1 protein-coding gene (cut by a window edge) is annotated in these 26,675 nt (G+C 73.3%); it reads right to left on the reverse strand.

The window, feature by feature from the left end:
- Positions 1-26,675: the 3' portion of a hypothetical protein gene (locus ACIBK4_RS22940; protein ID WP_398996941.1), read on the reverse strand. 9,748 nt of this gene lie beyond the right edge of the window; the window shows 26,675 of its 36,423 coding nt (coding positions 9,749-36,423); the start codon falls outside the window, past its right edge; the stop codon is at positions 1-3.

Below are 26,675 nucleotides of genomic sequence, written 5' to 3' on the forward strand. Positions count from 1 at the left end.
TCAGTCGTCGTCCGGGGCGGGCGGTTTGACCGAGAACCGGTTGCCGTCAAAGTACAAGGTCAGCGGGGTGCCGTCGGCCGGGCCGAAGCGGTGGGCGCGGTCGCCGGGGCTGATCACCCGGACCGGGCGCCCGGTGTCGCGTACGACCAGTGCGGCGAGGGTGGCCACATAGAAGGGGTTGTCGGGGTCGGCCAGCACCAGGGCGAGGCGGGCGGAGTCGTCGAGACCGGCCTCCGCGACGGTCACCATGCCGTTCTGGAGGATCGCCTGGGCACGCAACTCCTCGGTGAGGGCGCCGATATGGGCCAGCGCGTCGGTCGACACCTCGCTGCCCGACGCCGGGAACCTCGGGTCGTCGGGAGCGCCGTTCGCCGCCACATCGGCCTGGACCCAGGCGAACAGCGCGCCGTGCGGGTCCGGGTCCCGGGTCCACGCGGGGGCGGCGTCGGAGTCGGAGTCGGCGAGCAGCCGGGCCAGTGAACGGGCGAACGTCTCGGGGCGCTGGGCCCGCGAGACGACGGGGCGGTAGCGGGCACCGCCGGAGCCCTCACCCCGCAGGCCGTTCGCGCCGCCGCTGTCTTGGCCGTCGCCGTCCTCGTCGCCGGGCGCGCCTTCGCCGGACCCGCCCTCGCCGCCCAACTCCTGCCCGTGCAGGCCACGTTGACCGCCCTGATCGTGGCGAACGGCCGGGTCGTCCTGATCGCCCTCGGGCTCCTCATCCGTGCCGTTCCCGGCATCGACCGGCCGGAACTCCGGTTCCTGGGGAGCCACTTGAGGCTCACCCTCGGGTTGCTCCTGTGGGTCCGCCGCCGGTTCGGGGGGTGCCGGTGCCGGGCGAGGGATGCGGCGCGGCCACGTGGCCGGGGTGGCGGCCACCGAGCCGGTCGTCAGGAGGGCCGTGCCGTCGCCCTCCGCCGCTCGCTGTGTCTCCAGGACGGTGACGACATCGGCGAGGTCCCGTTCCGCGTTGCGCTGCCGGGACGCCTGCCTGGCCTGTACGGCAAGGGAGTTGATGATCTGCCGTTCGAGGGTGTCGACCGCCGCCTGGGCCTCGTTCCGCGCGGCGACCATCTGGTCGTGGTGCGCGGTGGCCGCGCCGAGTGCCACCCGGGCCGCGTCGTGCGCCGTGGTCGCCGTCGCGGCCCTGTCCCGGGCGCCGGTCAGGACGCCGGCGGCGTGGCGTGCCACGTCCTGGGCCAGGCCGAGCCGGCGCCTGGTGTCGTTGGCCGCGTGCCGGGCGGTGTCGACGGTACGGTCGGCCGCCGCGGCCTCGATCCGTGCCTGGTCCAGCGTGGTACGGGCGCGGTTCCAGCGTGCCTCAGGCCGGGCGGGTGAACCGGCGTCGTCCGAGCGGGAGTTGGCGGGCCGCTGCCGCGCGGCCCCCTCCGCCTCCCGTACGGCCGCCTCCGCCGCCGCCAGCTCCTCCTCCGCCGTACGGACGGCGTCGCGGTACTCCCCCGCCGTCCGGGTCGCGTCCGTCACGCGCTCGTCCTGGTCCTGGGCCTCCGTGGTCAACTGCGTTACCCGGGCGCGCCGTTCCTCGTCGTTGCGTTCGGCGAGCGTCACGGCCCGCGCGGCGGCGGCGAGTTCGGCGGCCGCGGTGTCGGCGGCGGCGTGGGCGTCGTCCCGGTCCCGCTCGGCCTGTCGTACCGGCGGCTCGGCCTCGTTCAACACGCGTTCGGCAGCGGTCATCCTGCCCCGGAGCCGTCCCTCCCGCGTATGCGCGGCGTGTTCCGCCCGCGCGGCCTCCTCCAGCGTGCGCATCTGATTCCGTACGGCCCTCCAACCGGCTTCGTCGACCGCGTCGTTGGGGCCCGAGCCACGCTCCACGGCACTGCTCGGGCCCGCACTGCTCGGACCCCCGCCGTCCAGCTCCTCGTCGCCCCGCTCGTCCGCCCCCGGCGTCCCCTCCGGTTCCCCGTTCGCGTCGAACCGCCGGAACCGCACGCCCTCGCTGTCCCGCAGGGCGAGTTCGACGGGCCGCCGTAGCAGCGCGGCCGTGCTCGACGCGGTGTACAGGGCGCGGGCCGTCTGGGTCGGGCTGTCGTCGGTGGCCAGCCAGAGCTGGAGCATGGTGTCGGCGGCCGGGGCCGGGTGTGCGCGGATGCCGTCGGCCAGCAGGGGCGGGAGGTCGCGGAAGGAGAGCCTGCGCCAGTCGCGGAGGGCCTCGGGCGCGGTGTCGGTCGGGGCCTGTGCGTCGGCCGCCTCGCGGATCAGGGACGCGATGTCGTAGACGCCCGGGTCGGTGGTGCCGGGGGTGACGCCGTGGCCCAGGAGGTCGCGCTCCAGGGGGCGCAGGCTGACCGTGCCGGAGACGTACCGGGTGCCGTTCGGGCCGTGGACGGTGACGACGGCGTCGGCGAGGATCTCGTGGCTGCGGGTGCCGCGCGAGTCCGGCGGCGTGGAGGTGTTGCCGTGCTTGAGCCACTCGCGGCGGGTGCCGGCGACGGCCGCGCCCGAGCCGGGGTCCTGGGCCGGGCGGGCCAGGACCGGCGCGGTGAAGCCGAGGAGCTGGCGGTTGGAGTCCTGGAGGCTGAAGGCGCCCTGTGCCGAGAGGCTGCCGGTGAGGCCCGCGTGCGAGGCGGAGCCCGCGCTGACCGTGGTGAGCCGGACCCGGTCGAGCGTCACGGCACCGGTGTCGGTCTGCGGGCGCGGCCGGTACAGCTGCACGGTGAGCCGGGGCGGGGTGTCGGGTTCGCCCTGGAACGGGTAGGCGCCCGGCATCGTGGGGGTGATGCCGGCCGGGCCGCGCGGATGGTCCAGCTCGATCGTGCCCGCCTGGAGGAGTTCGGCGACCCGTACGGCGGTGGCGTCCGCGGAGTCGGAGGCGGCGAGCCGGCGCCAGGAGCCGGTGAGGGCGGGGGCCACCTCGTCGAGCGCGGCGGCGAGTTGGGGGCCGGCGTCGAAGGAGAAGACCGGTGCGGGGCCGCCCGGCCTGAACCGGCCGCCGACCGGCGTCGGGGCTTCCGCCGATGTGCTCGGCGCCGTCCGCTCCTCGGGCTGGTCGGGGTCGGTGGCCTCGCTGCCGGTGAAGCGGAGCGCGGCGGCGGTGTGCACGGTGACGGTGCGCGCCCGGCTGCCGAGGAAGAGGTGGGCGATGCGCCGGGCGAGCGGGGTGTCCGTGTCGGTGAGGGTGAGGACGCCGTGCTGGAGCATGCTGCCCGGCAGGTCCACGATCCAGTCGGCGGTCGGTGAGGACCGTACGGTGGCGACGACCTTGTAGGGGACGCCGGCGAAGTCGGCGACGCTGTCGCTGCGCAGCCAGTGCCGGTCCTCGGCGGCCCGGGTCACCCGCGCCGAGTTGCCGCGCACGGTGTCGGCGCTGAGGAGTGCGGCCGCCCGGTCGGTGCGCGGGCCGCCGGTGGGCCTCGGGAGCCGGGTCTGGAGCTGGACGAACCCGGAGTGCCGGGTGCTGTGGGAGGTCTTGTCGGTCACCGCGGACGGGGTGTGGCCGAGGTACTGCTCCATGCCGGCGCCCGTGGCCCCTTCGTGGCCGCGCACCCCGCGCAGCGTGTGGTCGTCGCCGTCCGGCTCGGCGGCGAGCGTGACCTCGACGAGGCGGGCGCCGCCGTAGCCGACGTGGCGGAAGCGGAAGCGTTGCACGCGGCCGGGGCCGCGGCCGGCGAGGGTGCGCAGGCCGGCCGTGGAGGTGAGGTCGGCGATGCGGGTGTCGACGCCGGAGAGGTACGACGCGTGGCCCGGGACGGTCGTGCCGGGGGCCTCCTTCTCGACGAGGGCGAGGAGTTGCTGTCGGACGAGGTCGGGGCGTTGGACGGTGCGCAGGGCGTCGGTGTACTGGTCCATCGCCTGGACGCTGCCGAGGCCCACCTCGCGCGAGGCGATGAAGCGGCGCGGCAGCGGTACGGAGAGCCGGCGGGGCGTGGGCATGGTGAGACCGGGCACGGTCGCGAACCAGGCGGGGTGGCGCAGGATCTGCGCCGGGGAGACGAAGAACCGTACGGCGTCGGGGAGTTCGACCGCCACCGTCACGGTGCGGCCCTCGCCCTGGCCGAACGCGTTGCCCACGGCGTTGCGGTGACCGCGCCGGAACGTGACCAGCAGGAGCGCGTCGGCGAGGATGCGGTGCTGGGCGCCGCTCTCGGTGGCCGTGCGGTGCGCCATCGTCGAGGAGGCGAGCGCCCGGCCCTTCTCGCGGCGGACGGTGTGGGTGTAGCGGCCCGAGGGGTTGAGGGTCGCCGCGCGGGATGCGGAACCCGTCGTGGAACTGCCTTGCTGTGCCGGTTCGTCGGCGCGGCGTCGCATGCCGCCCTCGCCGAGGCCGCCGATGTCGCCGTCGTTGCCGGCGGCCTGGTCGGAGCTCGGGGTCTGGGCCGAGGAGCTGTTGCGGACGGCGGTGAAGCCGCCCGCCCACTGCACGGCCGAGGCCACCGTGCGCTGCTGTCCTGCGCCGTCGACGGCGTTGAGCCCGGACTCGAAGTACTGGGTGATCTCGCCCGACGCGCGCGGCCGGCGCAGGGTGCCCCGGATCTCCACCGACAGCACCTCGTCGGCGGCGAGCCCGGGCAGGGTGAGCCCCTCGATCACATAGGCGCCCTTGAACACCTGGTGGCCGCGGGCCAGCAGGGCGGCGGGGTTGCGGGCGGCGCTGAGCATCTCCGCCGTCACCGTGGTCGGGTCGGTGGCCGCGGCGCCGACCAGGCTCTCGCTCACGGCGCGCCCGACTCGGGCCACCGGCGCGGGAGTCAGGCCCCCGACCGTGTCCCGTACGCCGTCCAGGAGACCGCGTGCCGGATGCCCCTGGTAGGTGTTGCCGAGCACCGCGCGGAACGCGTCGTCGAGCGCGGCCGAGGCCCGGAACACCTCCACCATCGAGTCGTCCGGCAGCGGGATCGAGTCGGGCAGCGGGGTGCCGTCGTCGTGGGTGAGGGCGAGCGCCGTGCGGTCGGCGTCGACGGCGGCCCGCACGGTGTGCGCGGGGGGCGCCGGCTGGACGGGCTCGTCGGCGGCGGGCAGCGTACGGAGCGTCGGCACCGACAGCAGCAGTGTCCCCGCGACCCGGTTCGGCGGCGGGGGCGGCGGCGGGTCGTTCGGGCCGGGCGCCGGGGCACCGTGCGGGACGTACGGATGCTGGACCGTCTCGTGCGCGAACCGCCGCAGGGGCTCCTCCCCCGGCCCTTCGTACAGGTCGAGCGCGAAGTCGGCCGGCACCTCGAACACCTCGCTGCGGTTTCCCTCCCCGGTGCCCTGGAACTGCTGGTCGTGCCCGAGGGACAGCTGCAGGCTGTTGTCGTGCTGCACCTGGTGGGAACGCACATGGTCGGCGGTGCCGCCGAGAGTCCACGCGCCGTCGCGCACCGGGATGCCGAACGAGCCGCCGACGCCGTACGACGCCCCGTACTGCGTGCCCTTCTGGTCGGTGGCGACCGTCGACAGGGAGACCAGGCCGACGCCCTCCACATGCGGCAGCACCTTGGTGTGGGTGCTCGGGCCCGTGCCGCGCTCCGCGCTGAGCACCAGCCGTACCCGGCGGGAGCCGGTCAGCGTCGGGATCTCCAGGAAGAGCGAGTGGCCGCCGTCCAGCATGGCGTCCGTCGCGGCCCGCTGGCCGATCCCCGAGCGGGTCTGCTCGAAGCGGCGCAGGTTGTTCAACTGGGCCTGCACCAGCGCCTCGTCGGGCAGCACCCGGTTGCGGGCGGTGTCGTCGCCGGGCAGGAAGCCCTCGGCGCGCAGCCAGTTCTCGGCGTGCACGAAGAGGGGCTCGGCGCCCCGCACGGCCAGCGGTGTCGCACTGGCGCCGACCGACCGCAGATGCTCCAACTCCGCCGGGAGGCGCCGCAGTTCGTCCGCCGTCGGGGCATGGCCCCGGGCGTCCTCGGCGGTCATCACCCGCAGATGCATGCCGTTGCGCCACGCGCCCGGCTCGAACCGGACCCGTCCGCCGCCCGCCTTGTGGAACACCAGCGTGTGCTCCACCGAGGCCGGGGCCAGCAGGTGACTGCGCTTGGTGCGCACCTCGTGCATCAGCGACGCGCTCGCGCTCTGGTTCAGCGCGTCGCTCGTCCCCGCCTGGACGGAGGCCCGGCCCAGCACACCGCCGCCGACCCGCCACGTCGCCTCCGAGTGGCCCTGGCTGTGGTCGCCGGTGAGCGCCGGACCGACGCTGCCGGACAGGGAGGCGCCGCTGCTGAACTTCGACTGGGCGTCGATCTTCACCGACTGCGTGAGATGGCTCTCCAGGTTGATCTTCCCGGCGACGGTCCGCCGCTGCGGCTCGCCCACCACCACCTCGGTCAGCAGCTGGAACATGCCGAGCGCGCGCCCCGACGCGTCGAGCAGCACCGGCGAGAAGACGCCGCCCTGCCGCTGCATCGGCAGGGTGCCCCGCAACAACGGCTCCGACAGGAACGTCTCCAGCTCCGCCAGCGAGTCCGTGCCCAACTCCCGCAGCGGATCGGCGAATCGCTCCAGCGTCTCCGCCAGCAGCCGCCCCGGCTCCGCCACCGTGTCCACGCCCCAGATCGGCAGCTCGTCCAGCCCCGCCGCGTCGGGCAGCTCCCCGTCCTCGTCCGTCGCCAGATGCTGCGGGAACCAGATGGTCACCGGTCCGTGCGACTGCTCCGGCGACCAGGTGACGGGCGCGGCCAACGCCGGGGTGTCGACCCGTACCTCCCACGAGCCGGTGAAGTCGTACGGCTCCGAAGGCTCGTTGCTGCGCTGTGCCGTCGTCGATGTCACCACGGACGCCACCGACGCGCTCGACGAGAGCTGGTTCAGGGTCAGCGCGAGGGTCACCGCGGCGTCGACACCGCGCACCGGGATCGCCCGGGTGACCGGGAACAGCGCGGTCCACGGCAGCATCACCGTACGGATGTTGCCGGACGCCTCCGACGACACGGACTCCTGCGAACCGATGCCGCGCCGCTCCACCCGGACATCCCGCACGGCACCCTCGGCCTGCCCGTACCGGGCCGCCGCCCTCGGGTCCGAGAGCCGCAGGCGCAGGTCCACGTCCCGGTCCCGGCCGTCCACGGTCACCCGGATCCGGAAACCCAGACTCCCGCGCAGATACGGCAGATTGATCACCAGCGTCTCGGCACTCGCCACCGTCCGCAGCTGCTTCCGCACCGGGTGCGTGTCCGGCGCGTCCCCCAGCCCGAGCGCCGTCATCACCTGCTGATGCAGCCCGCCGACGACCTCCGCCGACAGCGGTTCGAGGAGCACCAGGCCTACGTTGCCGTCCCGTTGGGAGCCGTAGTTGAGGACGAACTCCGAAGACGGGGGCGCCACCGGGGCGTTGGAGGCGGGCCAGGTGAGAGGGGTGTCGGTGGGGATGGGGGTGGTGTCGGGGTCCAGGGCGGGGGTGGTGTCGTCTTGGCTTGTGTGGTCGTGGAGTTGGGGGCCGGCCGCGGTGACGTTCTCGATGGTGCGGAGGTAGCGGTGCGGGATGTGGACGGCGGTCTGGGTGGTCGCCATCAGGCCGGTGGTGTGGACGGTGGTGCTGTTCGGGTGGTTGCGGAGGAGGAAGTCGTTGTCGCGTTGTTCGTCAGGCAGGCCGAGGTAGTGCAGGACTTCGTGGAGGAGGTCCTCGTCGGAGTGGTTGGCGTCCAGGTGGAGTTGGTCGGCGCGGGCCGGGTTCCCCGTGTTGGTGAGGGTGATCGCCTCCGGGTGCGCAGGGTCGTCGATCAGGTTCAGGTTGATGTGGAGCTGGTCGCCTGAACTGGGCAGCGCCAGGCCGGAGTTGAGGTGCGTGTCCAGGAGAGCGGTGATGCGGTCCTTCAACTGCCCGGTGAGGGAAGGGTCGTTGGTGGTGACCGGGAGGTTGAGCGTGTAGTCCCGTACCCACTGGCCGTTGGGTGCCTGGATACGGCGAACCTGGGTGCGGATGAGAGTCGTGGCGCCGCTAAGTGCCCCAGGGCGCGGCGAGTTGGACTGGTCCGCGTGCGGATCGAACCGCTCGGTGCTGTGCACGGCGGGACGGGCATGCGGACGCAAGCCGTGCCAGGAGTCCTTCGGTGCGGGGTCCACGACACGGGACGCGGGACGCTCGTCGTCGGCGTCACGGGTCGGTGCGGGACGGTAACGGCCGTTCGGCTGAATGCTGTTGGCGTCCTCGGGGCCCCGGGGCGCCTGTGACGTGGTGATGTTCGCCGGGTTGGTGCCGGTGCTCGCGTCGCTGGCGCTGTAGTGGTTCAGGCCCGTGTAGTGGACCTCCAGCGCGGGGGTGTTGGTGGTCGGGCCGTAGCGCAGCGCGATGCCGCGCGGGCCGCCGGTCGCGGTGGTGCCGGCGAGCGGTGCGGGCATCGGCTGGAAGACGTGGATCGGGGCGCCGAGGGTGTCGGCGAGCAGGGGCAGGAAGGTGTCGCCGATCGGGTTCGCCCACGCGTCCGACCAGTGGCCCACCGCGCCGCCGAGCATGTTCGCCTCGTCGTCGCTGAGGGCGGCGGTGCTCCGGTGGTAACCGGCGACCAGCAGCGAACGGCGCTCGTCCGTGGTCATGGCGGCGAGCGTCGGCAGCCCGTTCACCGCACGCAGATAGGCGAACATACGGCGGTTGCTCGGCGCGGTGCCGGTGAGTGCGGGCGGTGCGCCCTGCACCGAGACGGCCTGCAGATAGCGGGTCTGGAGGTCGACCGGGTCCAGGTCCTCGGCGTGGGTCACGCCCTGGATGCCGTAGCGGACGAGTTCGTTGTCGATCTGGGCGGGGGTCATGTTCCGGACCGCCGCGGTGAAGGGGGTGACGAGGACGCCCCGGAGTTGGCCGAGGACCTGTGGCGGGAGGGGGCGGCTGCCGTCGCGGGCCGCCGCGAGCCGGGCCAGTACCAGGTTCTGCAACTCCTGCCGTGCGGCCCGTAGTTGATTGGATCCCCGGTCGCCCGCCTGCGGGTTCCGCGCCATCGTCCTGAGGGCCCGTTGTACGTCGTCGGGCCGGGCGAGCCAGGCTGCGGTGGCCGGGGCGAGGGGCTGGGTGGTGCCGGTGGCGGCAGACTGCTGGAGTCGGGTGCGGACCAGGTGGGGTGCGCTGCCGATGACGGCGTAGAGGAGGCAGTTGCCGTCGCCGGGGGTCTGGACGGCGTTGCCGGTGGGGTCGACGTAGGGGGACAGCGCGGCGGCGGGGGTTGCCGTGGTCGTCGCTTGGGCCTTGCCCTTGCCCTTGCCCTTGCCCTGGTCAGCGCCCGTGGTCTTGCCCGTGTTCTTGTCGGTGGCCGACTTCTTGCCCGTACCGGTGCCGTCGCCCTTGCCCGTCTTGGCGCTGCTCGTACCGGACTTGGGCGGTCCGCTCTTCTTCGGCTGCTGCTTCGGCTGCTGCTTCGTCGTGGACGTGACCGGGGTCTGCGCGGACGTGGTGGTCGCGGGTGCCGGGGTGTGAGTCTGGCCGCCCGCCGGGAGCGGCGCGGCGCGGCCGTCGGGGGCGGGCCAACGCGGCGGGGTGGTCGCGAAGGTGGTGCGCGGGGACTGTTCGGGCGTCGGGGCGCTGTCCTGGACGTCACCGGCCAGGCCCGGCAGCGCGGCGGTGGCCGACGTCTGGTCGGCGGCGGCCTGCAGCTGTGCGGTGACGGCGGCGACGACCAGCCCGTTGCGGCGGGTGGCCTCGGTCGCGGCCGCGGTCACCCGGCCCTGGGCGACGGTCTCGTGCCGTGTGGCGGCCTGAACCCTGTTGGCCGCGACGACCTCGGCCGCCGCTGCCTCCTCGGCCTCCTCCACGGCCTCCTCGTGGTTGTCCTCCTCCGCGCTGATGCGGTCCGGTCCGACCTCGACGATGTGCTCCGCCCGTTCCAGCACCGGCCGGGCGGCGTCGAGCGCGTCGGTGGCCCGCTGGATCGCGTTGTCGGCGGCGGCGATCGCCGGGAGCGTGGCCTGTACGCGGGGGTCGGCGGCGACGTCGGGCGCGGCGGTGTGGGGACGCGGGGCGCCCGGCGCGAGGGGGGCTGGTGCGGGGGTGGGGGCCGTAGCCGACCGGCCGTTCTTCGCGGCCTGTTCGGCGGCTGCGCGTGCCGCCGCTATGCGTTCTTCGCGCACGGTGTTCTCGGCCCGCGTCAGCGCGGCCAGCGCCGTCCGGAGGTCGTGGTGACCCTTGGTCTCGTCCCGCTCGTGCCGCTCGATTTCCGACGGCAGGGTGGTGACGGTGTTCCGGGCCTCCGCGAGGTCCCGCTTCAGCCGTGCGACCAGCTCCCCGGCCTTGCGCGCGGCCTCGGCGGCGTCGGCCGCCGCCTGCTGCGCCCGCGTGTGCGCGTCGGTCGCCTTCGTGACCGCGAGCCGCGCCTCCCCATGGGCTTCTACGGCGGCCGTGTGCGCCCGGTTGGCCCGCTGGAGGTCGACGGTGAGGCGGTTCAGCCGCTGCGGGGTGTCGGTGAGCGTGTCGGTGGCGGTGTGCAGGAGTTCGGCCTGCGCGTGGAACGCCGTCCAGGCGGTGGTGAGGTCGGGGTCGGCGGTGACGAGCGCGCCGTCGGGGGTGAACTCCCAGCGGCGGATGCCCTGCGGGTCGCGGGTCATCAGCTCCAGCGGGCGGTTGCCGAGAACTGCCGTACGGGAAGCGGCGTAGAGCGCCTGGCCCAGGTGCTCGCCCTGTCGGTCGGCGCCGAGGGCCACCCAGACCTGGACGCCGTGACTGCCGGGCGGGATCGCGGAGTTGAGGCGTTCGGGCAGGGTGTGCGGTTCGGCGGTGGCCCAGTCGGGGACGAGCGCGGGCAGGTCGTGGAGGTTCGGTGGGGTCTCCGCCGGGGTGAGCAGCCCGTGGCCGAGGAGGTCGCGTTCCTCGATGCGGAGGGTGACCGTACCGGTGACGTGGCGGGTGCCTTCCGGTCCCTCTACGAGGAGATGGGCATCGGCGTCGACGACGTAACTCCGCGTCCCTCGCGCGCCGTTGGCGGGCGCGGAGGTGCTGCCGGACTTGAGCCAGTCACGACGGCTGCCGGTGGTGGTCCCGCCGAAAGTGGACGGCTGGGTCTGCCGCTGGGCGAGCGGGACAGTGATCCCGGCGATCTCGTGGTTGTCGTCGTCGCCGCTGAGGAGTTCCGTGAACGAGGTCGCGAAGGAGTGGTCGGCGCCGGCCGCGGTGCTCACCGTGTCGGTGGTGTTGTGGAGTTGGTCGAGCGTGACGTCGTCGGCCTGGGTGGAACGGCGCGGGTTGTAGAGCGTCACCGCGATCGACGGCGGCTGGTCCGGCGCCCCTTCGAAGGGCGCGGTGCCCGGCATCTTGCGGGTGAGGTCGGCGGCCAGGCGAGGGCGGTCGAGGGAGACCCGCCCGGCCTGGATCAACTGGCCGAGCCGGACGGCCTGTCCCTCCACCGAGACGGAGGTGATCTGCGCGTGCCAGCCACGGCCGCCGCGCGGCGCCACGTCGTTGAGGGCGGTTTCCAGGTGTGCCCAGCCGTCGAAGTGGAACGCCGGGGTCGGTCCCACCGGGTGGAACATCTGCGCGTCGCTGAGATACGGCCCGGCGGCGGGCCCGGTCGGCCGCACGGTGTTGCGCGGGTCGGTGCCGGAGACGACGGACGGGGCGGTCACCGGAGCCGGGCCGCCCGTGCCGGGCAGGGAGGTCTCGGTGCCGGTGAAGCGCAGGGTCAGCCGGACCGGGACGGTGCTGGTGCGCGGGGTGCCCCGGGCCATCAGCTGGTTGATCCACTCGCGTACGTCGCCGTCCGCGTCGGACCAGGCGATGACGCCGTTCTGGATCAGACCGCCGATGACGTTCGGCGGCCAGTCGGCGACCAGCGCGGAGCGGACGGACAGCTCGTAGTCGTACTGGAGCCCGTCGAAGTCGGCGCCGTTGTCGGTGCGCAGCCAGAAGCGGTTGTCGGCGGTGGTCGCCCGGCGCGCGGAGATGCTGGTGGCCGACTGCGGGGTGAACACGGGCGCCGCGCGGTCCGTCTTGGACGGGTCCGGGCCCTGGTTCGAGCGGAGGTAGCGGGTGGTCAGGGTGACCGGGAGCTGCTTCTGCCGGACCGAGGCGCGCGTGGTGGTGCGGCCTGCGGCGGTGTGCGACTGCCACTGTTCGAGACCCGAGCCCGGGGTCGAGGAACCCCGGATCCCGGCGAGGTTCTGGGTCCGCCGGGGCCGCGCCGTGAGCGTGACCTCGACCAGCCGCTCGCCCCCGTGGCCGTGATGCCGGAAGTGGAAACGGGTGGTGGCCCGGCGTGGGGTGCCGTCCGGACCGCGCCCGGGCAGCGAGCGCAGCCCGGCGGACGAGGTGAGCTGGGCGACACGGCTGTGCACACCTTGCTGGTAACCGGCGTGCCCGGGGGTGACCGCTCCGGGCGCCTCGGCCTCCACCAGCGCCAGCAGCTCGCGCCCGATCTGCCCGCGCCGCTCCCTCGGGTTGACCGGCCCCAGCGGGACCTGCCCGGCGTTGGGCCCGGTCGTGGGGACGGGGGCCGCGACCGGCCGGTCGTACTCGATGACCGAGAGGACACCGCCGAGGCCCAGCTCGCGGTTGCGGGTGTACGGCGCCGGGAGGGCCGCCGTCAGTGCCGGGGCCGGCGCGGGGGTGAGCCCCTGCACCGAGCCCATCCACCGTGCGTCGCGGGCGAGTTGGCCCGGGGTCATGAGGAACTGGAGCCCGTCCGGGACGTCCACCGCGAAGGTGACGGGGTCGATCGTGCCGGGCTCGCCGACGCCGTTGAACAGGGTGCGGGAGCCCGCGCGGACCGTGACGAGGTAGGTGACGTCGGCGACCACCCGGTGCAGGTCGCCGCTCTCGGTGGGGGTGCGGTTGACGCCCGTGCTGGCGGAGAGGGTGTCGGCGGTGTCGGTGCGGGTGACGTACCCGAGCCGTGCCGAGGGGTTGAAGAGACCCTTGTACGACTTGCCGCTGGTCTGGCTGGTGGAGACCGAACCGTCCGACTCCGGGCCGGTGTTGCCCTGTCCGGCCGCGTTCGCCGGGGCCGCGGGAACGGTCGGCGGGTTCTGCGTGAGCACCCCGCTGCCGCCGAACTGGTGCGACTTTCCGAGGGACTTGAGCTGCTGGGCGTTGTCGGTGGCCGAGACGCCCGTCTCCAGGTACTGCCGGGTGGTGTCCAGCAACCGGGGCCGGTGCGCGACCGCCTGGATCTCCACCGAGTACTGCCCGTCCGCGAGCGTCCCCGGCAGGCTCAAGCCCTCAACCACATAGGAGTTCTTGAACAGTTCGTGCCCGTGCGCGACAAGACTGCCCGGCGTGATCGCCGCGTGCCGGGTCTCGGCGGCGCGCGTCCTGCTGTCCGAGATCCCGCGCCCGGCGAGCGGCGAGATGCCGTCACGGGCGGCCGGGGCGGGGGCCGTGCCGGTGGTCGCGGGGGCGGTGACCGGGAGGATCGGGCCCGTGCCGGTGGTGGCGGGGGGCGTCGGCTGGGCCAGGTTGCGGATCTCCCGGGCGGCCCGCTGGAACGCCGACTCCACGGCCGCCGAGCCACGCACGGTGTCGATCAGCGCGTCGTCCGGTATCCGCACCAACTCCGGACGCGGGGTACCGGTGGCGTCGGTGCCGTCGAGCCGGGCCCGGTCGACCGCGGTGGGCCGGCGCGGCGCCCCGTCGGTACGCACGGCGGGCGGCGCGGTGGTCGCCGAGGGCGCGTGCGTACGGCCGTGCGGCACCGCGAGGCGCAGCGAACCGGTGACCGTCGGCGCGACGGGCGGCACGGCGGCAACGGGCGGCGCTCCGGCGGCAGTTGGGGCCGGTGCGGGCGCCGGCGCGAGAGCCTGGTTCACGTTCCGCCCGAACTGCTCGCTGGGCTGGTCGCTGTCGTCCGCGTACAGGTCCAGGGCCAACTGCACCGGCACCCTGAACTCGTGGCTGTCCTGGCCGGTGCCGATGTAGAACTGGTCGTGCGAGGTCGCGCCGCCCACGGTGTCGCCGTGGGTGACCTGATGGCCGTACTGATAGTCGGCGCCGAACCCGATGGACCCCCAACTCCCCAGCGGCCCACTGACACTGGCCATCGGCCCGAGCGCACCGCCGTACGACTCACCGCGCTGCTCGGCGTCGCTGCCCGCCATCTGGGCCAGGCCCATGACCTGGATGCCTGGCAGGACCAGGTGGTGGGTGCTGGCCTGCCCGGTGGCACGGTTGGCGCTGAGCAGCAGCCGGACCCGACGGACGCCGGTGTCACTGCTGTTGGGCACCTCGAAGTGCAGGGAGTGTCCACCGTCGACCATCGCGTCGGTGGCGGCACGCAGCCCGGTGCGGGAGCGCGCCTCGCGCAGTCGGCGCAGGTTGTTGAGCTGCGCGTGCAGCCGGATCTGGTGCTCGGGCTCGTGGTTGCGTACGGCCTGCTTCAGTCGCGCGCCAACTCCGCTGGGTGCGGGGGCCGTTGGGCTGGGCGGCAGGAAGCCCTCGCGGCGCAGCCACGCCTCGGCCTCGTCGAACAGGCCGTCGGTGCCGGTGACGTCCAGCGGGGCCGCGCTCAGCCCGATGCCGTCCAACCGCTCAAGGGAGTCAGGGAGTTCACGCGTCTCGGCGGCGGTCGGCGTGTGTCCGGTGGCGTCCGTCTTGCTCAGGACGCGTAGGTCCATGCCGTGTGTCCGGGTGAGCGCCGGGGCCGCCGTCTCGGTGCCGTCCGGCCGGATCAGAGTGACCTGATACGTGACGCCGGACGGGGTGAGCAGGTGGCCGCGGTTGGTGCGGATGGCGTGCATCGTGCCGGCGGAACTGCTCGCGCTGTACGTGTTGGTGACGGTCGCCTGCGTCTGCCCGCGCAGGCCGAGGCTGCCGCCGATGACGCTCGACGCGTCCGGATGCCCCTTGCTGTGGTCGCCGGTGAGAGCGGCGGCACCACTCCCGCTGACGGCGATGCCGCTGGTGTACTTCGAGGAGAGGTCCACCTTCGCCGTGTTGACCAGGTGACTTTCGAGGTTGATCTGGCCGGGGGTGCTCTGCCGCAGCGGGGTGCCGACGGCGGGCGTGGTGACCAGGTGCAGCATGCCGACCGCGTTGCCGTCGGCATCGGTGATCACCGGCGAGTAGATCCCGCCGTCCACCTGCATCGGCAGCGTGCCGCGCAGCACCTGCTCCGAGAGGAAGTCCGAGACCTGCCCGGCCGCCGTGTCGTCGAGATCGGCGTGGAACGTCTGGTGGACGTGCTCGTACAGCGCCCGGGGATCGATCACGGAGTCGACGCCGTAGAGCGGAAGATCGCCCATCGCGGCGGGCGCGGGCAGCGAACCCGGCGCCGGATCGGCGGCGGTGAGGTGCCGGGGGAACCAGATCGTCGTCGGACCGTGGGACTGCGCCGTGCCGAACCCGTCCGCCGCCGGGGCGGTCGTGGTGGTGGGCGCGGCGACGGGTGCGGTGACGGCGGGCGCGTCGACGCGGACCCGCCACCGGGTGCTGAACTCCACTGGATCAGAAGGCTCGTTGGAGCGCTGGGAGGACGTGGTCTGCACGGCCTGGGTGACGGTGGTGGCGTCGCCGGCCTGGTTGTGCGTGATGGCCGCCGTCAGCGAACCGTCGATGGCCCGCACGGCCGTCGGCGCGGTGATCGGCCACGAACCGGTCCACGGCACCTGGACCGTCCGGTACGTCCCCGACGGCTGACTGGAGAAGTTCTCCCGCGTACCGAACCCACGCCGCTCGACATGCTTGTCCGGATCACGCGGGTCGAAACGCCCCTGCCGCAACGACGCCCGGGCATCGACAAGCGTCAGCTGTACGTCGACGGTGTGCTCACGGCCACCGACCCGGACGGTGATCCGGTGACCGCCGTTCGAGCGCAGATACGGCAGTTGGAGCGCCAGGTTCTCCCGGCTCAGCTCGCCCCGCACCTGCTCACGCACCGACTCGGGCGGGTTGTCGGCATCGAGTCCCAGCGCCTCGTAGACCTGCCCGCGCAACCCCTCGATCACCTCGTCCGAGAACGGCTCCGCGTACACCAGCCCGACGGTCCCGTCCGGGAGCCTGCCGTAGTTGTTGACGTAGCTGGACGGGAGTTGGCTCTGCGCGGGCGGCTGGGCGGTCGGGGCGTTGGAGGTGGGCCAGGTGAGAGGGGTGTCCGTGGAGATCGGAGCGGTGTCGGGGTCGCGGACCGGCGTCGTCTCGTCTTGGCCTGCGTGGTCGTGGAGTTGGGGGCCGGCCGCGGTGACGTTCTCGATGGTGCGGAGGTAGCGGTGCGGGATGTGGACCGGGGTCTGGGTGGTCGCCATCAGGCCGGTGGTGCGGACCGTGGTGCTGTTCGGGTGGTTGCGCAACAGGAAGTCGTTGTCGCGCTGTTCGTCCGGCAGGCCCAGGTAGTGCAGGACCTCGTGGAGCAGGTCCTCGTCGGAGTGGTAGGCGTCCAGGTGGAGTTGGTCGGCGCGGGCCGGGTTCTCCGTGTTGGTGAGAGTGATCGCCTCGGGGTGGGTCGGGTCGTCGATCAAGTTCAGGTTGATGTGGAGCTGATCGCCTGAACTGGGCAGCTCCAGGCCGGAGTTGAGGTGCGTGTCGAGAAGACCCGTGATGCGCTCGTTGAGTCGGGTGGTCAGCGCCGGGTCGGTCGCGGTGACCGGGAGGTTGAGCGTGTAGTCCCGTACCCACTGGCCGTTGGGCGCCTGGATACGACGGACCTGGGTGCGGATGAGAGTCGTGGCGCCGCTGAGTGCCCCAGGGCGCGGCGAGTTGGACTGATCCGCGTGCGGATCGAACCGCTCGGTGGAGTGCACAGCCGGGCGGGCATGGGGACGGAGACCGTGCCACGTGTCCTTGGGCGCGGGGTCGGCGACATGGGACGCGGGACGGTCGTCGTCCATGCTGCGAGTGGGCGCGGGGCGGTAACGGCCGTCCGGCTGAACGCTGTTGGCGTCCTCGGGGCCCCGGGGTGCCTGCGACGTGATGATGCCCGGGTCCGCGTCGGTGGCGCTGTAGTGGTTCAGACCCGTGTAACGGACCTCCAGCGCGCGGGTGTTGCCGGTCGTCGTCGGGCCGTAGCGCAGCACGATGCCACGGGGGCCGCCGGTCGGGTTGGGCACCGGCTGGAAGACGTGGATCGGAGTGTCGAGGGTGTCGGCGAGCAGGGGCAGGAAGGTGTCGCCGATCGGGTTCGCCCACTGGGTCGACCAGTTGCGCACCGCCGTTTCGAGTTCGTCCGCCTCGTACTCGGTGAGGGGGGCGGTGCTGCGGCGGTAGCCGGCGGTCAGCAGCGACCGGCGCTCGTCCGGGGTCATGGCGGCGAGCGTCGGCAGGGCGTTCGCCGACCGCAGATAGGCGAACATCCGCCGGTTGCTCGGTGCGCCGCCGGCCAGTGCGGGCGGTGTGTTCGGCTGCGAGACGGTCTGTGCGTAACGCGTCTGGAGGTCGAACGGGTCCAGGTCCTCGCTGTCGGCCAGGCCCTGGATCTCGTACTCGGTCAGCTGCTCGTCGACGTCGGCGTCGGACGCGCTCTCCACCTGCCCCGCGAACCGGCCGGCGAGGACGCCCCGGAGCTGGCCGAGCACCTGCGGCGGGAGCGGGCGGCTGCCGTCGCGTGCCGCCGCCAGCCGGGCCAGCACCAGGTCCTGCAACCCCCGCTGCGCGGCCCGCAGATAGCCGGTTCCCCGGTTGGTGGTGTGCGGCTCGGCCGTCAGCGTCGTGAGGGTCCGCCGTACGTCGTCGGTCCGGGCGAGCCAGGCGGCGGTGGCCGGGGCGACGGCCGGGATGGTGCCGGTGGCAGTGGCCTGCCGGAGACGATCGCGGACCAGGTGCGGTGCGCTGCCGATGACGGCGTACAGGAGGCAGTTGCCGTCGCCGGGGGTCGCGATGGCGCTGCCCGTGGGGGCGACGTAGGGCGACAGGGGCGACTGTGCGAGCGGGGACTTGGCCTTGCCGTTGCCCTTGTCGACGCCCTTGCCCTTGTCGCCGCCCGTGTTCTTGGACTTGGACGGCCCGCCCTTCTTCTGCTGCTGTTTCGCCGGCTTCGGCGGGGTCGTCGTGGTCGTCGGGTTCGTCCCCGTGGTGGCGGTGGTGGTCGCGGGCGCCGGGGTGTGGGTCTGGCCGCCGGCCGGGAGGGGCGCGGCCGGGCGGTCGGGGGTGGGCCAGCGGGGCGGGGTGGTCGCGAAGGTGGTGCGCAGGGACTGTTCGGGCGTCGGGGCGTTGTCCTGGACGTCGCCGGACAGCCCCGGCAGCGCGGCGGTGGCCGACATCTGGTCGGTCGCGGCCTGCAGTTGCGCCGTGACGGCGGCGACGATCGCCGTGTCGTGGCGGGCGACTTCGGCCGCGGCCCCGTTCACCTGGTCCTGGACCTCGGACTCGTGCCGCGTGGCGTCCTGGAGGTCGTCGGCCGCGTCGGTCTCGGCCTGCGCGTCCTCCCGCGCCTTCTCCACGGCCTTCCGGTGGTTCTGTTGCGCCGTGCGGATCTCGTCCGGGCGACTGGCGGCGGTCGCCCGCGCCTCCACCAGCGCCGGCCGAGCTGTGGTGAGCGCGGCGGTGGTCTGCCGGATCGCGTTGTCGGCGGCGGTAATCGCCGGGAGCGTGGCCTGGACGCGGGGGTCGGCGGCGACATCGGGCGCGGCGGTGTGGGGGCGCGGGGCGCCGGGTACGACGGGGGCCGGTGCGGGGGTGGGGGCCGTAGTCGGCCGGCCGTTCTTCGCGGCCTGTTCGGCGGCTGCGCGTGCCGCCGCGATGCGCTCTTCGCGCACGGTGTTCTCGGCCCGCGTCAGCGCGGCCAGGGCCGTCACCAGGTCGTGCTGCCCCTCCCTCTCCTCCCGTTCGTGGTTCTCGATGACCGTCGGCAGTGTCCTGGCGGTCTCCTGGGCCGCCGCGAGCTCCCGCGTGAGCCGCTCGATCTGCGCCTCGGCGTCGCGCACGGCCCGGGCGGAGTCGGCGGCGGCCCTCGTCGCCTGCTTGTGGGCGTCGCTCGCGTTCTTGACCGCGTCCTGCGCCTGCCGGTGGGTTTCGGCGACGGCCGTGTACGTCTGGTTGGCCGCCCGACGGGAGAAGGTGAGGAGGTTCAGCTGCCGCGGGGTGTCGGTGAGCGTCTCGGTGGCGGTGTACAGGAGTTCGGCCTGGGCATCGAAGGCGTTCCACGCGGTGGTCAGGTCGGGGTCGGCGGTGACGAGCGCGCCCTCGGGGGTGAACTCCCAGCGGCGGATGCCCTGCGGGTCACGGGTCATCAGCTCCAGCGGCCGGTTCCCGAGTACGGCCGTACGGGAGGCTCCGTAGAGCGCCTGGCCCAGGTGTTCGCCCTGCGGGTCGGCGCCGAGGGCGACCCAGAGTTGGACGCCGTGACTGCCGGGCGGGATCGCGGAGTTGAGGCGTTCGGGCAGGGTGTGCGGTTCTACGGTGGCCCAGTCGGGGACGAGCGCCGGCACGTCGAGGACGTCCTCCGGGGACTCGTCCGGGGTGAGCAGACCGTGGCCGAGGAGGTCGCGTTCCTCGATGCGGAGGGTGACCGTACCGGTGACGTGACGGGTGCCCCGAGGTCCCTCGACGAGGAGATGCGCGTCGACGTCGACGACGTAACTCCGCGTCCCCCGCGCGCCGTCGGCGGGTGCGGCGGTGCTGCCGGACTTCAGCCAGTCGCGGCGGCTGCCGGTGGTGGTGCCGCCGAAGGAGGAGGGCTGGGTCTGCCGCTGGGCGACCGGGCCGTTGAGCGCGCCGAGGTAGCGGTTCTCGCGGCCACCGCTCACCACCTGCGTGTACGAGACCGCCAGGGAGTGGTCGGCGCCAGCGGCGGTGCTCACCGTGTCGGTGGTGTTGTGGAGTTGGTCGAGGGTGACGTCGTCGGCGTGGGTGGAGCGGCGCGGGTTGTACAGCGTCACCGCGATCGACGGGGCCTGCTCGGGTGCCCCTTCGAAGGGGTGGGCGCCGGGCATGGTGGTGGTGAGGTCGGCGGCCAGGCGGGGGCGGTCGAGGCTGACCCGTCCGGCCTGGATCAACTGGCCGAGCCGGACGGCCTGTCCCTCCACGGAGACGGACGTGATCTGCGCGTGCCAGCCTCCCAGGCGGCGCGGCGCGACGTTGTTCAGCGCCGTCTCCAGATGCGCCCAGCCGTCGAAGTGGAACGCCGGGGTCGGCCCCACCGGGTGGAACATCTGCGCGTCGGTGAGATACGGCCCGGCGGCGGGCCCGGCCGGGCGCACGGTGTTGCGGGGGTCGGTGCCGGACACGGCGGACGGGGCGGTCACCGTGGCAGTCGGTACGGGCACGTTGGTCTCGGTGCCGGTGAACCGCAGCGCCAGGGCGACCGGGACGGTGCCGGTGCGCGTGTTGCCCCCGTCCAGCATCCTGTCGATCCACTGGCGCAGGTCCCCGTCCGCGTCGGACCACGCGATGACGCCGTTCTGGATGAGACCGCCGATGACGTTGGGCGGCCAGTCGGCGACCAGTGCGGAACGGACCGACAGGTCGTATTCGTAGCGCAGGCCGTCGAAGTCGGCGCCGTTGTCCGTGCGCAGCCAGAACCGGTTGTCGGCCGTGGTCGCCCGCCGGACCGAGACGCTGCTGGCCGACTGCGGGGTGAGCCCCGGTGCCGCGCGGTCGGTCGTCAGGGGATCGGGGCCCTGGTTCGGACGGAGATAGCGGACCGCCGGCGTGATCGGGAGCTGCGTCTGCCGGACCGAGGCGCGGGCGGCGGTGCGGCCCGCGGCGGTGTGCGACTGCCACTGTTCGAGACCTGAGCCGGGTGTCGAGATGCCCCGGACGTCGGCGAGGTTCTGGGTCCGCCGGGGCCGTGCCGTGAGCGTGACCTCGACCAGCCGCTCGCCGCCGTACCCGTGGTGGCGGAAGTGGAAGCGGGTGGTGGCCGGGTGCGGGGTGCCGTCCGGGCCGCGTCCGGGCAGGGAGCGCAGTCCGGCGGTGGAGGTCAGCTGGGCGATCCGGCTGTGCACACCGGGCTGGTGACCGGCGTGCCCGGGGGTGAACACTCCGGGTGCCTCGGCCTCGACCAGGGCCATCAGCCGCCGCCCGACCTGGCCGCGCCGCTCCACCTCGGTGTTGAGCGGCACCAACGGGATCGCGCCGCTGGGGGCCGGTGCCGGGGCGGGGACATTCTCGTACTCGGTGACCGAGAGGACGCCGCCCAGGCCCAGTTGCCGGTTGCTCACGTAGGCCGCCGGCAGCGGAGCCTGGCCCTGGACGAGTGCCGGGGTGAGACCTGCCACCGAGCCCATCCACCGTGCGTCACGGTCGAGTTGGCCCTGTGTCATGAGGAACTGGAGCCCGTCGGGGACGTCCACCGCGAAGGTGACGGGGTCGATCGTGCCGGCGTCGAGGATCCCGTTGCCCAGGGTGCGGGAGCCCGCCCGGACCGTGACCACGTAGGTGACGTCGGCGACCACCCGGTGCAGGTCGCCGCTCTCGGTGGGGGTGCGGTTGACGCCCGTGCTGACGGAGAGCGTGTCGGAGGTGTCGGTGCGGGACACCTTGTTGAGCCGTACCGCCGGGTTGAACTGGTCCTTGTTCGGCTTGGAGGTGCTCTCGCCGGTGGCGGCCGAACCGTCCGACGCGGTACCGGTGTCGGCCGGTGGCACCGATGTGGTCGCGTTCTGGGTGGCCGTCCCGCTGCCGCCGAACTGCTGCGACTTTCCCAGGGACTTGAGCTGCTGGGCGTTGTCGGTGGCCGAGACGCCCGTCTCCAGGTACTGCCGGGTGGTGTCCAGCAACCGGGGCCGGCGTGCGACGGCCTGGATCTCCAGGGAGTACTGGCCGTCCGCGAGCGTCCCGGGCAGGCTCAGCCCCTCAACTACATAGGAATTCTTGAACAGTTCGTGCCCGTGCGCGACGAGACTGCCCGGCGTGATCGCCGCGTGCCGGGTCTCGGCGGCGCGCGTCCTGTTGTCCGTCATCCCGTGCCCGGCGAGCGGGAAGAGGCTCGCGCGCTGCGGCGCGGCGGGGGCGGGTGCCGTGCCGGGGGCGGTGACCGGGAGGATCGGGCCGGTGGCCGGGGTGGCGGGCGCCGTCTGCTGGGCCTGGTGGCGGATCTCCCGGGCCGCCCGCCGGAACACCGACTCGATGGCCGCGGAACCGCGCACGGTGTCGATCAGCGCGTCGTCGGGTATCCGCACCAGATCCTGGGCCGGGGCGCCGGCGAGACCGGTCCTGTCGTTCCCGTCCACGTCACGCGGCGCCCCGTCGACCCGTGCGGGCGGCGCGGGCGACGCGGGCGCCTGGGTACGGCCGTTCGGCACCGCGAGCCGCAGCGAACCGACGACCGTCGGCGCGACGGGTGGTGCGGGCACAACGGGCGCCGCACCGGCGGCAGTTGGGGCCGGGGCGACGACCGGGGTCGCCTGGGCGAGTGCCGCCTGGTTCAGGTTCCGCCCGAAGCGCTCGCTCGGCTCGTCCCCGTCGTCCGCGTACAGGTCCAGAGCCAGGCGCACCGGCACGTCGAACGCGTGGCTGTCCTGGCCGGTGGCGATGAAGAACTGGTCGTGGCCGGTGGCGCCGCCCACGGTGTCGCCGTGGGTGACCTGGCCGCCGTACTGGTAATCACCCCCGAACGAGATGGACCCCCAGCTGCGCAACGGCCCGCCGACACTGCCCAGCCCTCCGAACGCGCCGTTGTACGACTCACCGAGCTGCTCGGCGTCGCTGCCCGCCATCTGCGCCAGGCCCATGACCTGGATGCCCGGCAGCACGAGGTCATGGGTGCTGGCCTGCCCGGTGGCCCGTTCGGCGGAGAGCAGCAGCCGGACCCGGCGGACGCCCGTGTCCGTGCTGTCGGGCACCTCGAAGTGCAGGGAGTGCCCGCCGTCGACCATGGAGTCGGTCGCGGCACGCAGCCCGGTACGGGAACGAGCCTCCATCAGCCGGCGCAGGTTGTTGAGCTGGGCGTGCAGCCGGATCTGGTGCTCGGGCTCGTGGTTGCGCGCCGCCTGCTTCAGCCGCCCGCCAACTCCCGTGGGAGCGGGGGTCGTTGGGGCGGGCGGCAGGAAGCCCTCACGGCGCAGCCACGCCTCGGCCTCGTCGAACAGCCGGTCCGTACCGGTGACGTCGAGCGGGGCGGCACTCAGCCCGATGCCGTCCAACCGCTCCAGGGAGTCCGGGAGTTCGCGCCTCTCGGCGGCGGTCGGCGTGTGCCCCGTGGCGTCCGTCTTGCTCAGGAGCCGTAGATCCATGCCGTGCGTCGGGGCGAGCGGCGGCGCGTGCAGCTCGGTGCCGTCCGGCCGGATCAGGGTGACCTGGTAGGTGACCGCCGTGGGGGCGAGTAGATGGCTCTGGTTGGTGCGGATGGCGTGCATCGTGCCCGCGGAACTGCTCGCGCTGTACGTGTTGGTGACGGTCGCCTGGATCTGCCCGCGCACACCGAGGCTGCCGCCGATGACCTTCGACGCGTCCGGATGCCCCTTGCTGTGGTCGCCGGTGAGGCCGACGGCGGCGGTGCCGCTGAGGCCGAGACCGCTGGTGTACTTCGAGGAGAGGTCCACCTTCGCGGTGTTGACCAGATGGCTTTCGAGGTTGATCTTGCCCGGGGTGCTCTGCCGTTGCGGGGTGCTGGTCCCGGGCGTGGTGACCAGGCGCAGCATGCCGACCGCCTCGCCGTTGGCGTTGGTGATCACCGGCGAGTAGAGCCCGCCGTGGATCTGCATCGGCAGCGTGCCGCGCAGCACCTGCTCGGAGAGGAAGTCCGCGACCTGACCGGCGGCAACGGTGTCCAGGTGGGCGTCGAACGCCTGGTGGGCATGCTCGTACAGGGCCCTCGGGTCGATCACGGAGTCGACGCCGTAGAGCGGGAGATCGGCCGGCGCGGCGGGCGCGGGCAGCGAACCCTGCGCCGGGTCGGCGGTGGTGAGGTGCCGGGGGAACCAGATCGTCGTGGACCCGTGCGACACCGGCCCGCGCCACCCGTCCGTCGCCGTCGCCGGGGCCGTGGCGGGCGCGGTGGGCGCCGCGGTGACCGCGGGGCCGTCGACGCGCACGCGCCAGTGGGTGGTGAACTCCACTGGATCAGAAGGCTCGTTGGAGCGCTGGGCCGACGTGGTCTGCACGACCTGCGTCACGGTCGTCGCGTCACTGGCCTGGTTGTGCGTGACGGACAGCGTCACCGACCCGTCCCCGGCCCGCACCGGCGTCGCCGCGGCGAACGGGAGCGTACCGGTCCACGGCATCTGGACGGTGCGGTACGTCCCCGACGGCTGACTGGAGAAGTTCTCCCGCGTACCGAACCCGCGCCGCTCGACATGCTTGTCCGGGTCGCGCAGGTCGAACCGCCCCTGCCGCAACGAGGCCCGCGCGTCGGAAAGCGTCAGCTGTACGTCGACGGTGTGATCGTCTCCGTCGACCCGGACGGTGATGCGGTGACCGCCGTTCGAGCGCAGATACGGCAGTTGGAGCGCGAGGTTCTCCCGGCTCAACGCGTCCCGCACCTGCTCGCGCACCGACTCGGGCGGGTTGTCGACGTCCAGCCCGAGCGCCTCGTAGACCTGCCCGTGCAGCCCCTCGATCACCTCTTCCGAGAACGGCTCCGCGTAGACCAGCCCGACGGTCCCGTCCGGGAGCCTGCCGTAGTTGTTGACGTAGCTCGACGGGAGTTGGCTCTGCGCGGGTGGCTGGGCGGCCGGGGCGTTGGAGGTGGGCCAGGTGAGGGAGGAGTCGGTGGGGATGGGGGTGGTGTCGGGGTTCTGGGGCGGGGTCGTCTCGTTCTGGCCTGTGTGGTCGTGGAGTTGAGGGCCCGCGGAGGTGACGTTCTCGATCGTGCGGAGGTAGCGGCGGGGTATGTGGACCGGGGTCTGGGTGGTGGCCATGACGCCGGTGGTGTGGACGGTGGTGCTGTTCGGGTGGTTGCGGAGGAGGAAGTCGTTGTCGCGTTGTTCGTCGGGCAGGCCGAGGTAGTGCAGGACTTCGTGGAGGAGGTCCTCGTCGGAGTGGTTGGCGTCCAGGTGGAGTTGGTCGGCGCGGCCCGGGTTGGCGGTGTTGGTGAGAGTGATCGCCTCGGGGTGGGACGGGTCGGCGATCAGGTTCAGGTTGACGTGGAGCTGGTCGCCTGAACTGGGCAGCGCAAGGCCGGAGTTGAGGTGCGTGTCCAGAAGGCGGGTGATGCGGTCGTTGAGCTGCTGGGTGAGGTCCGGGTTCGTGGTGGTGACCGGGAGGTTGAGCGTGTAGTCCCGTACCCACTGGCCGTTGGGCGCCTGGATACGACGGATGGTGGTACGGACGAGCGTCGTCGCGCCGCTGAGCACCCCCGGGCGGGGCGAGTTGGACTGGTCCGCGTGCGGATCGAACCGCTCGGTGCTGTGCACTGCGGGACGGGCATGCGGACGCAAGCCGTGCCACGTGTCCTTGGGCGCCGGGTCGACGACAGGGGACGCGGGTCGGTCGTCATCGGCGTCGCGGGTCGGCGCGGGACGGTAACGCCCGTCCGGCTGAACGCTGTTGGCGTCGCCCGGACCCCGGGGTGCCGGCGCCGGGGTGATGGTGGCCGGGTCGACGGTGAGGGGGCCGGCGTCGGTGGCGCTGTAGTGGTTCAGGCCCGTGTAGTGGACCTCCAGGACCCGGGTGGCGGTGTGGGAGCCGACGCGGGCGACGGTGCCGAGGCCGGTCGACGGGTCTGGCCGCAGTACCTCGACGGCCACGTCCAGGGTGTCCGCCAGCAGCGGGAGGAACAACTCGCCCTCGTCGCGGTCGTACACATCCGCCCAGTTCTGGACGGAGTCGAGCGCGTGGGCCAGTTCGGCGTCGGTGAACTGTGCGGCGCTCTCGGTGTAGCCGTGCCCGAGCAGTCTGCGGAGCTGGTCGTCGGAGAGGTGGTCCAGCGTGGGCAGTTGGCCGGTGTCGCGCAGATACGCGAACCGGTCCCGGATGCTGGGATCCGCCGGGCCGATCACGTTGTTGCCGGTCAGCGCCTCGATGTAGAGCGTGTCGAGCTCGTCCACCTCCAGCTGGTCGGGCTCGGTCACCCCGGTGATGCCGTACTCGCCGAGGGTCGTCAGGAGTTCGGGCCGGTCCATGGCCGCCGTGCGCCCCTCGAACCACCCCGTGAGCGTCTGCCGTACCTGGCCCACCACCTCGTGCGGCAACGGGCGTTCACCGCGCGCGATGAGCAATCGGTCCTCGGCGAGGATGCGCAGCTGGTCGGCCGCGAGCATCAGGTGCCGGCCGGCCGGGGGCATCGGGGTGCCCCGCCGCCACCGGGTGAACTGGGCCAGCCCGGCCCGGACTTGGCGCGGGTCGCCCAGCCAGGCGTAGGTCTCCGGGGCCTGGGTCCGCAGGTGGGACAGCCGTTCGCGGACCCGTGCCGGGTCGGTGCCGATGAACGTGTAGAGCATGCATCGGCCGTCACCGCGGGTCGGGACCGCATTGCCTCGCGGCGCCCGCACTTGGTAGTCGGCGGGCAGCGGCGCGCTGGGGTTCGGGGTTGTGGAGTCGGATGAACCGGGGTCCTGTGACGTGCCGTTGGTGTCGTCCTGGGCAGGCGCCTTGCCCTTGCCCTTGACGTCGGTCTTGGCCGCGTCCGGGTCCGGCTCTGCGTCGGTGCCCGGGTCCGCCGGTGTGGTGTGCGAGTCGGTGGACGTGATGGGGGTGTTGCCCACCAGGGCGTCGAACGCGCTGTCCTGGGCGGAGGTCGTGCCGGGGTCGCCGGACGTGCCGCCTTGGTCCCCGCCGGTGGTGTCGCCGTCGCCGGTCGGCGGACCGTCCTTCGGCGGGACGAGGGACGTCGGGTCGGGAGTGGTCAGTTCGGTGTCCGCGTCCGAACTGGCCTCGCTCCCCGAATCGTCGTTCTCCGTCGTCGAGTTGTCGTCGCCCTCTGAGGTGTCGCCGTCGCCCGCGAGCGGTGCGTTGCCGGTGGAGGGGCCCGCCGTACGGGGGCGGCCCGAGCCCGGCCAGCGCGGGGCGACCGAGGCCAGCGTCGTGCGCG

This window comes from Streptomyces sp. NPDC050528 (genome assembly GCF_044457795.1).
Classification (GTDB): domain Bacteria; phylum Actinomycetota; class Actinomycetes; order Streptomycetales; family Streptomycetaceae; genus Streptomyces.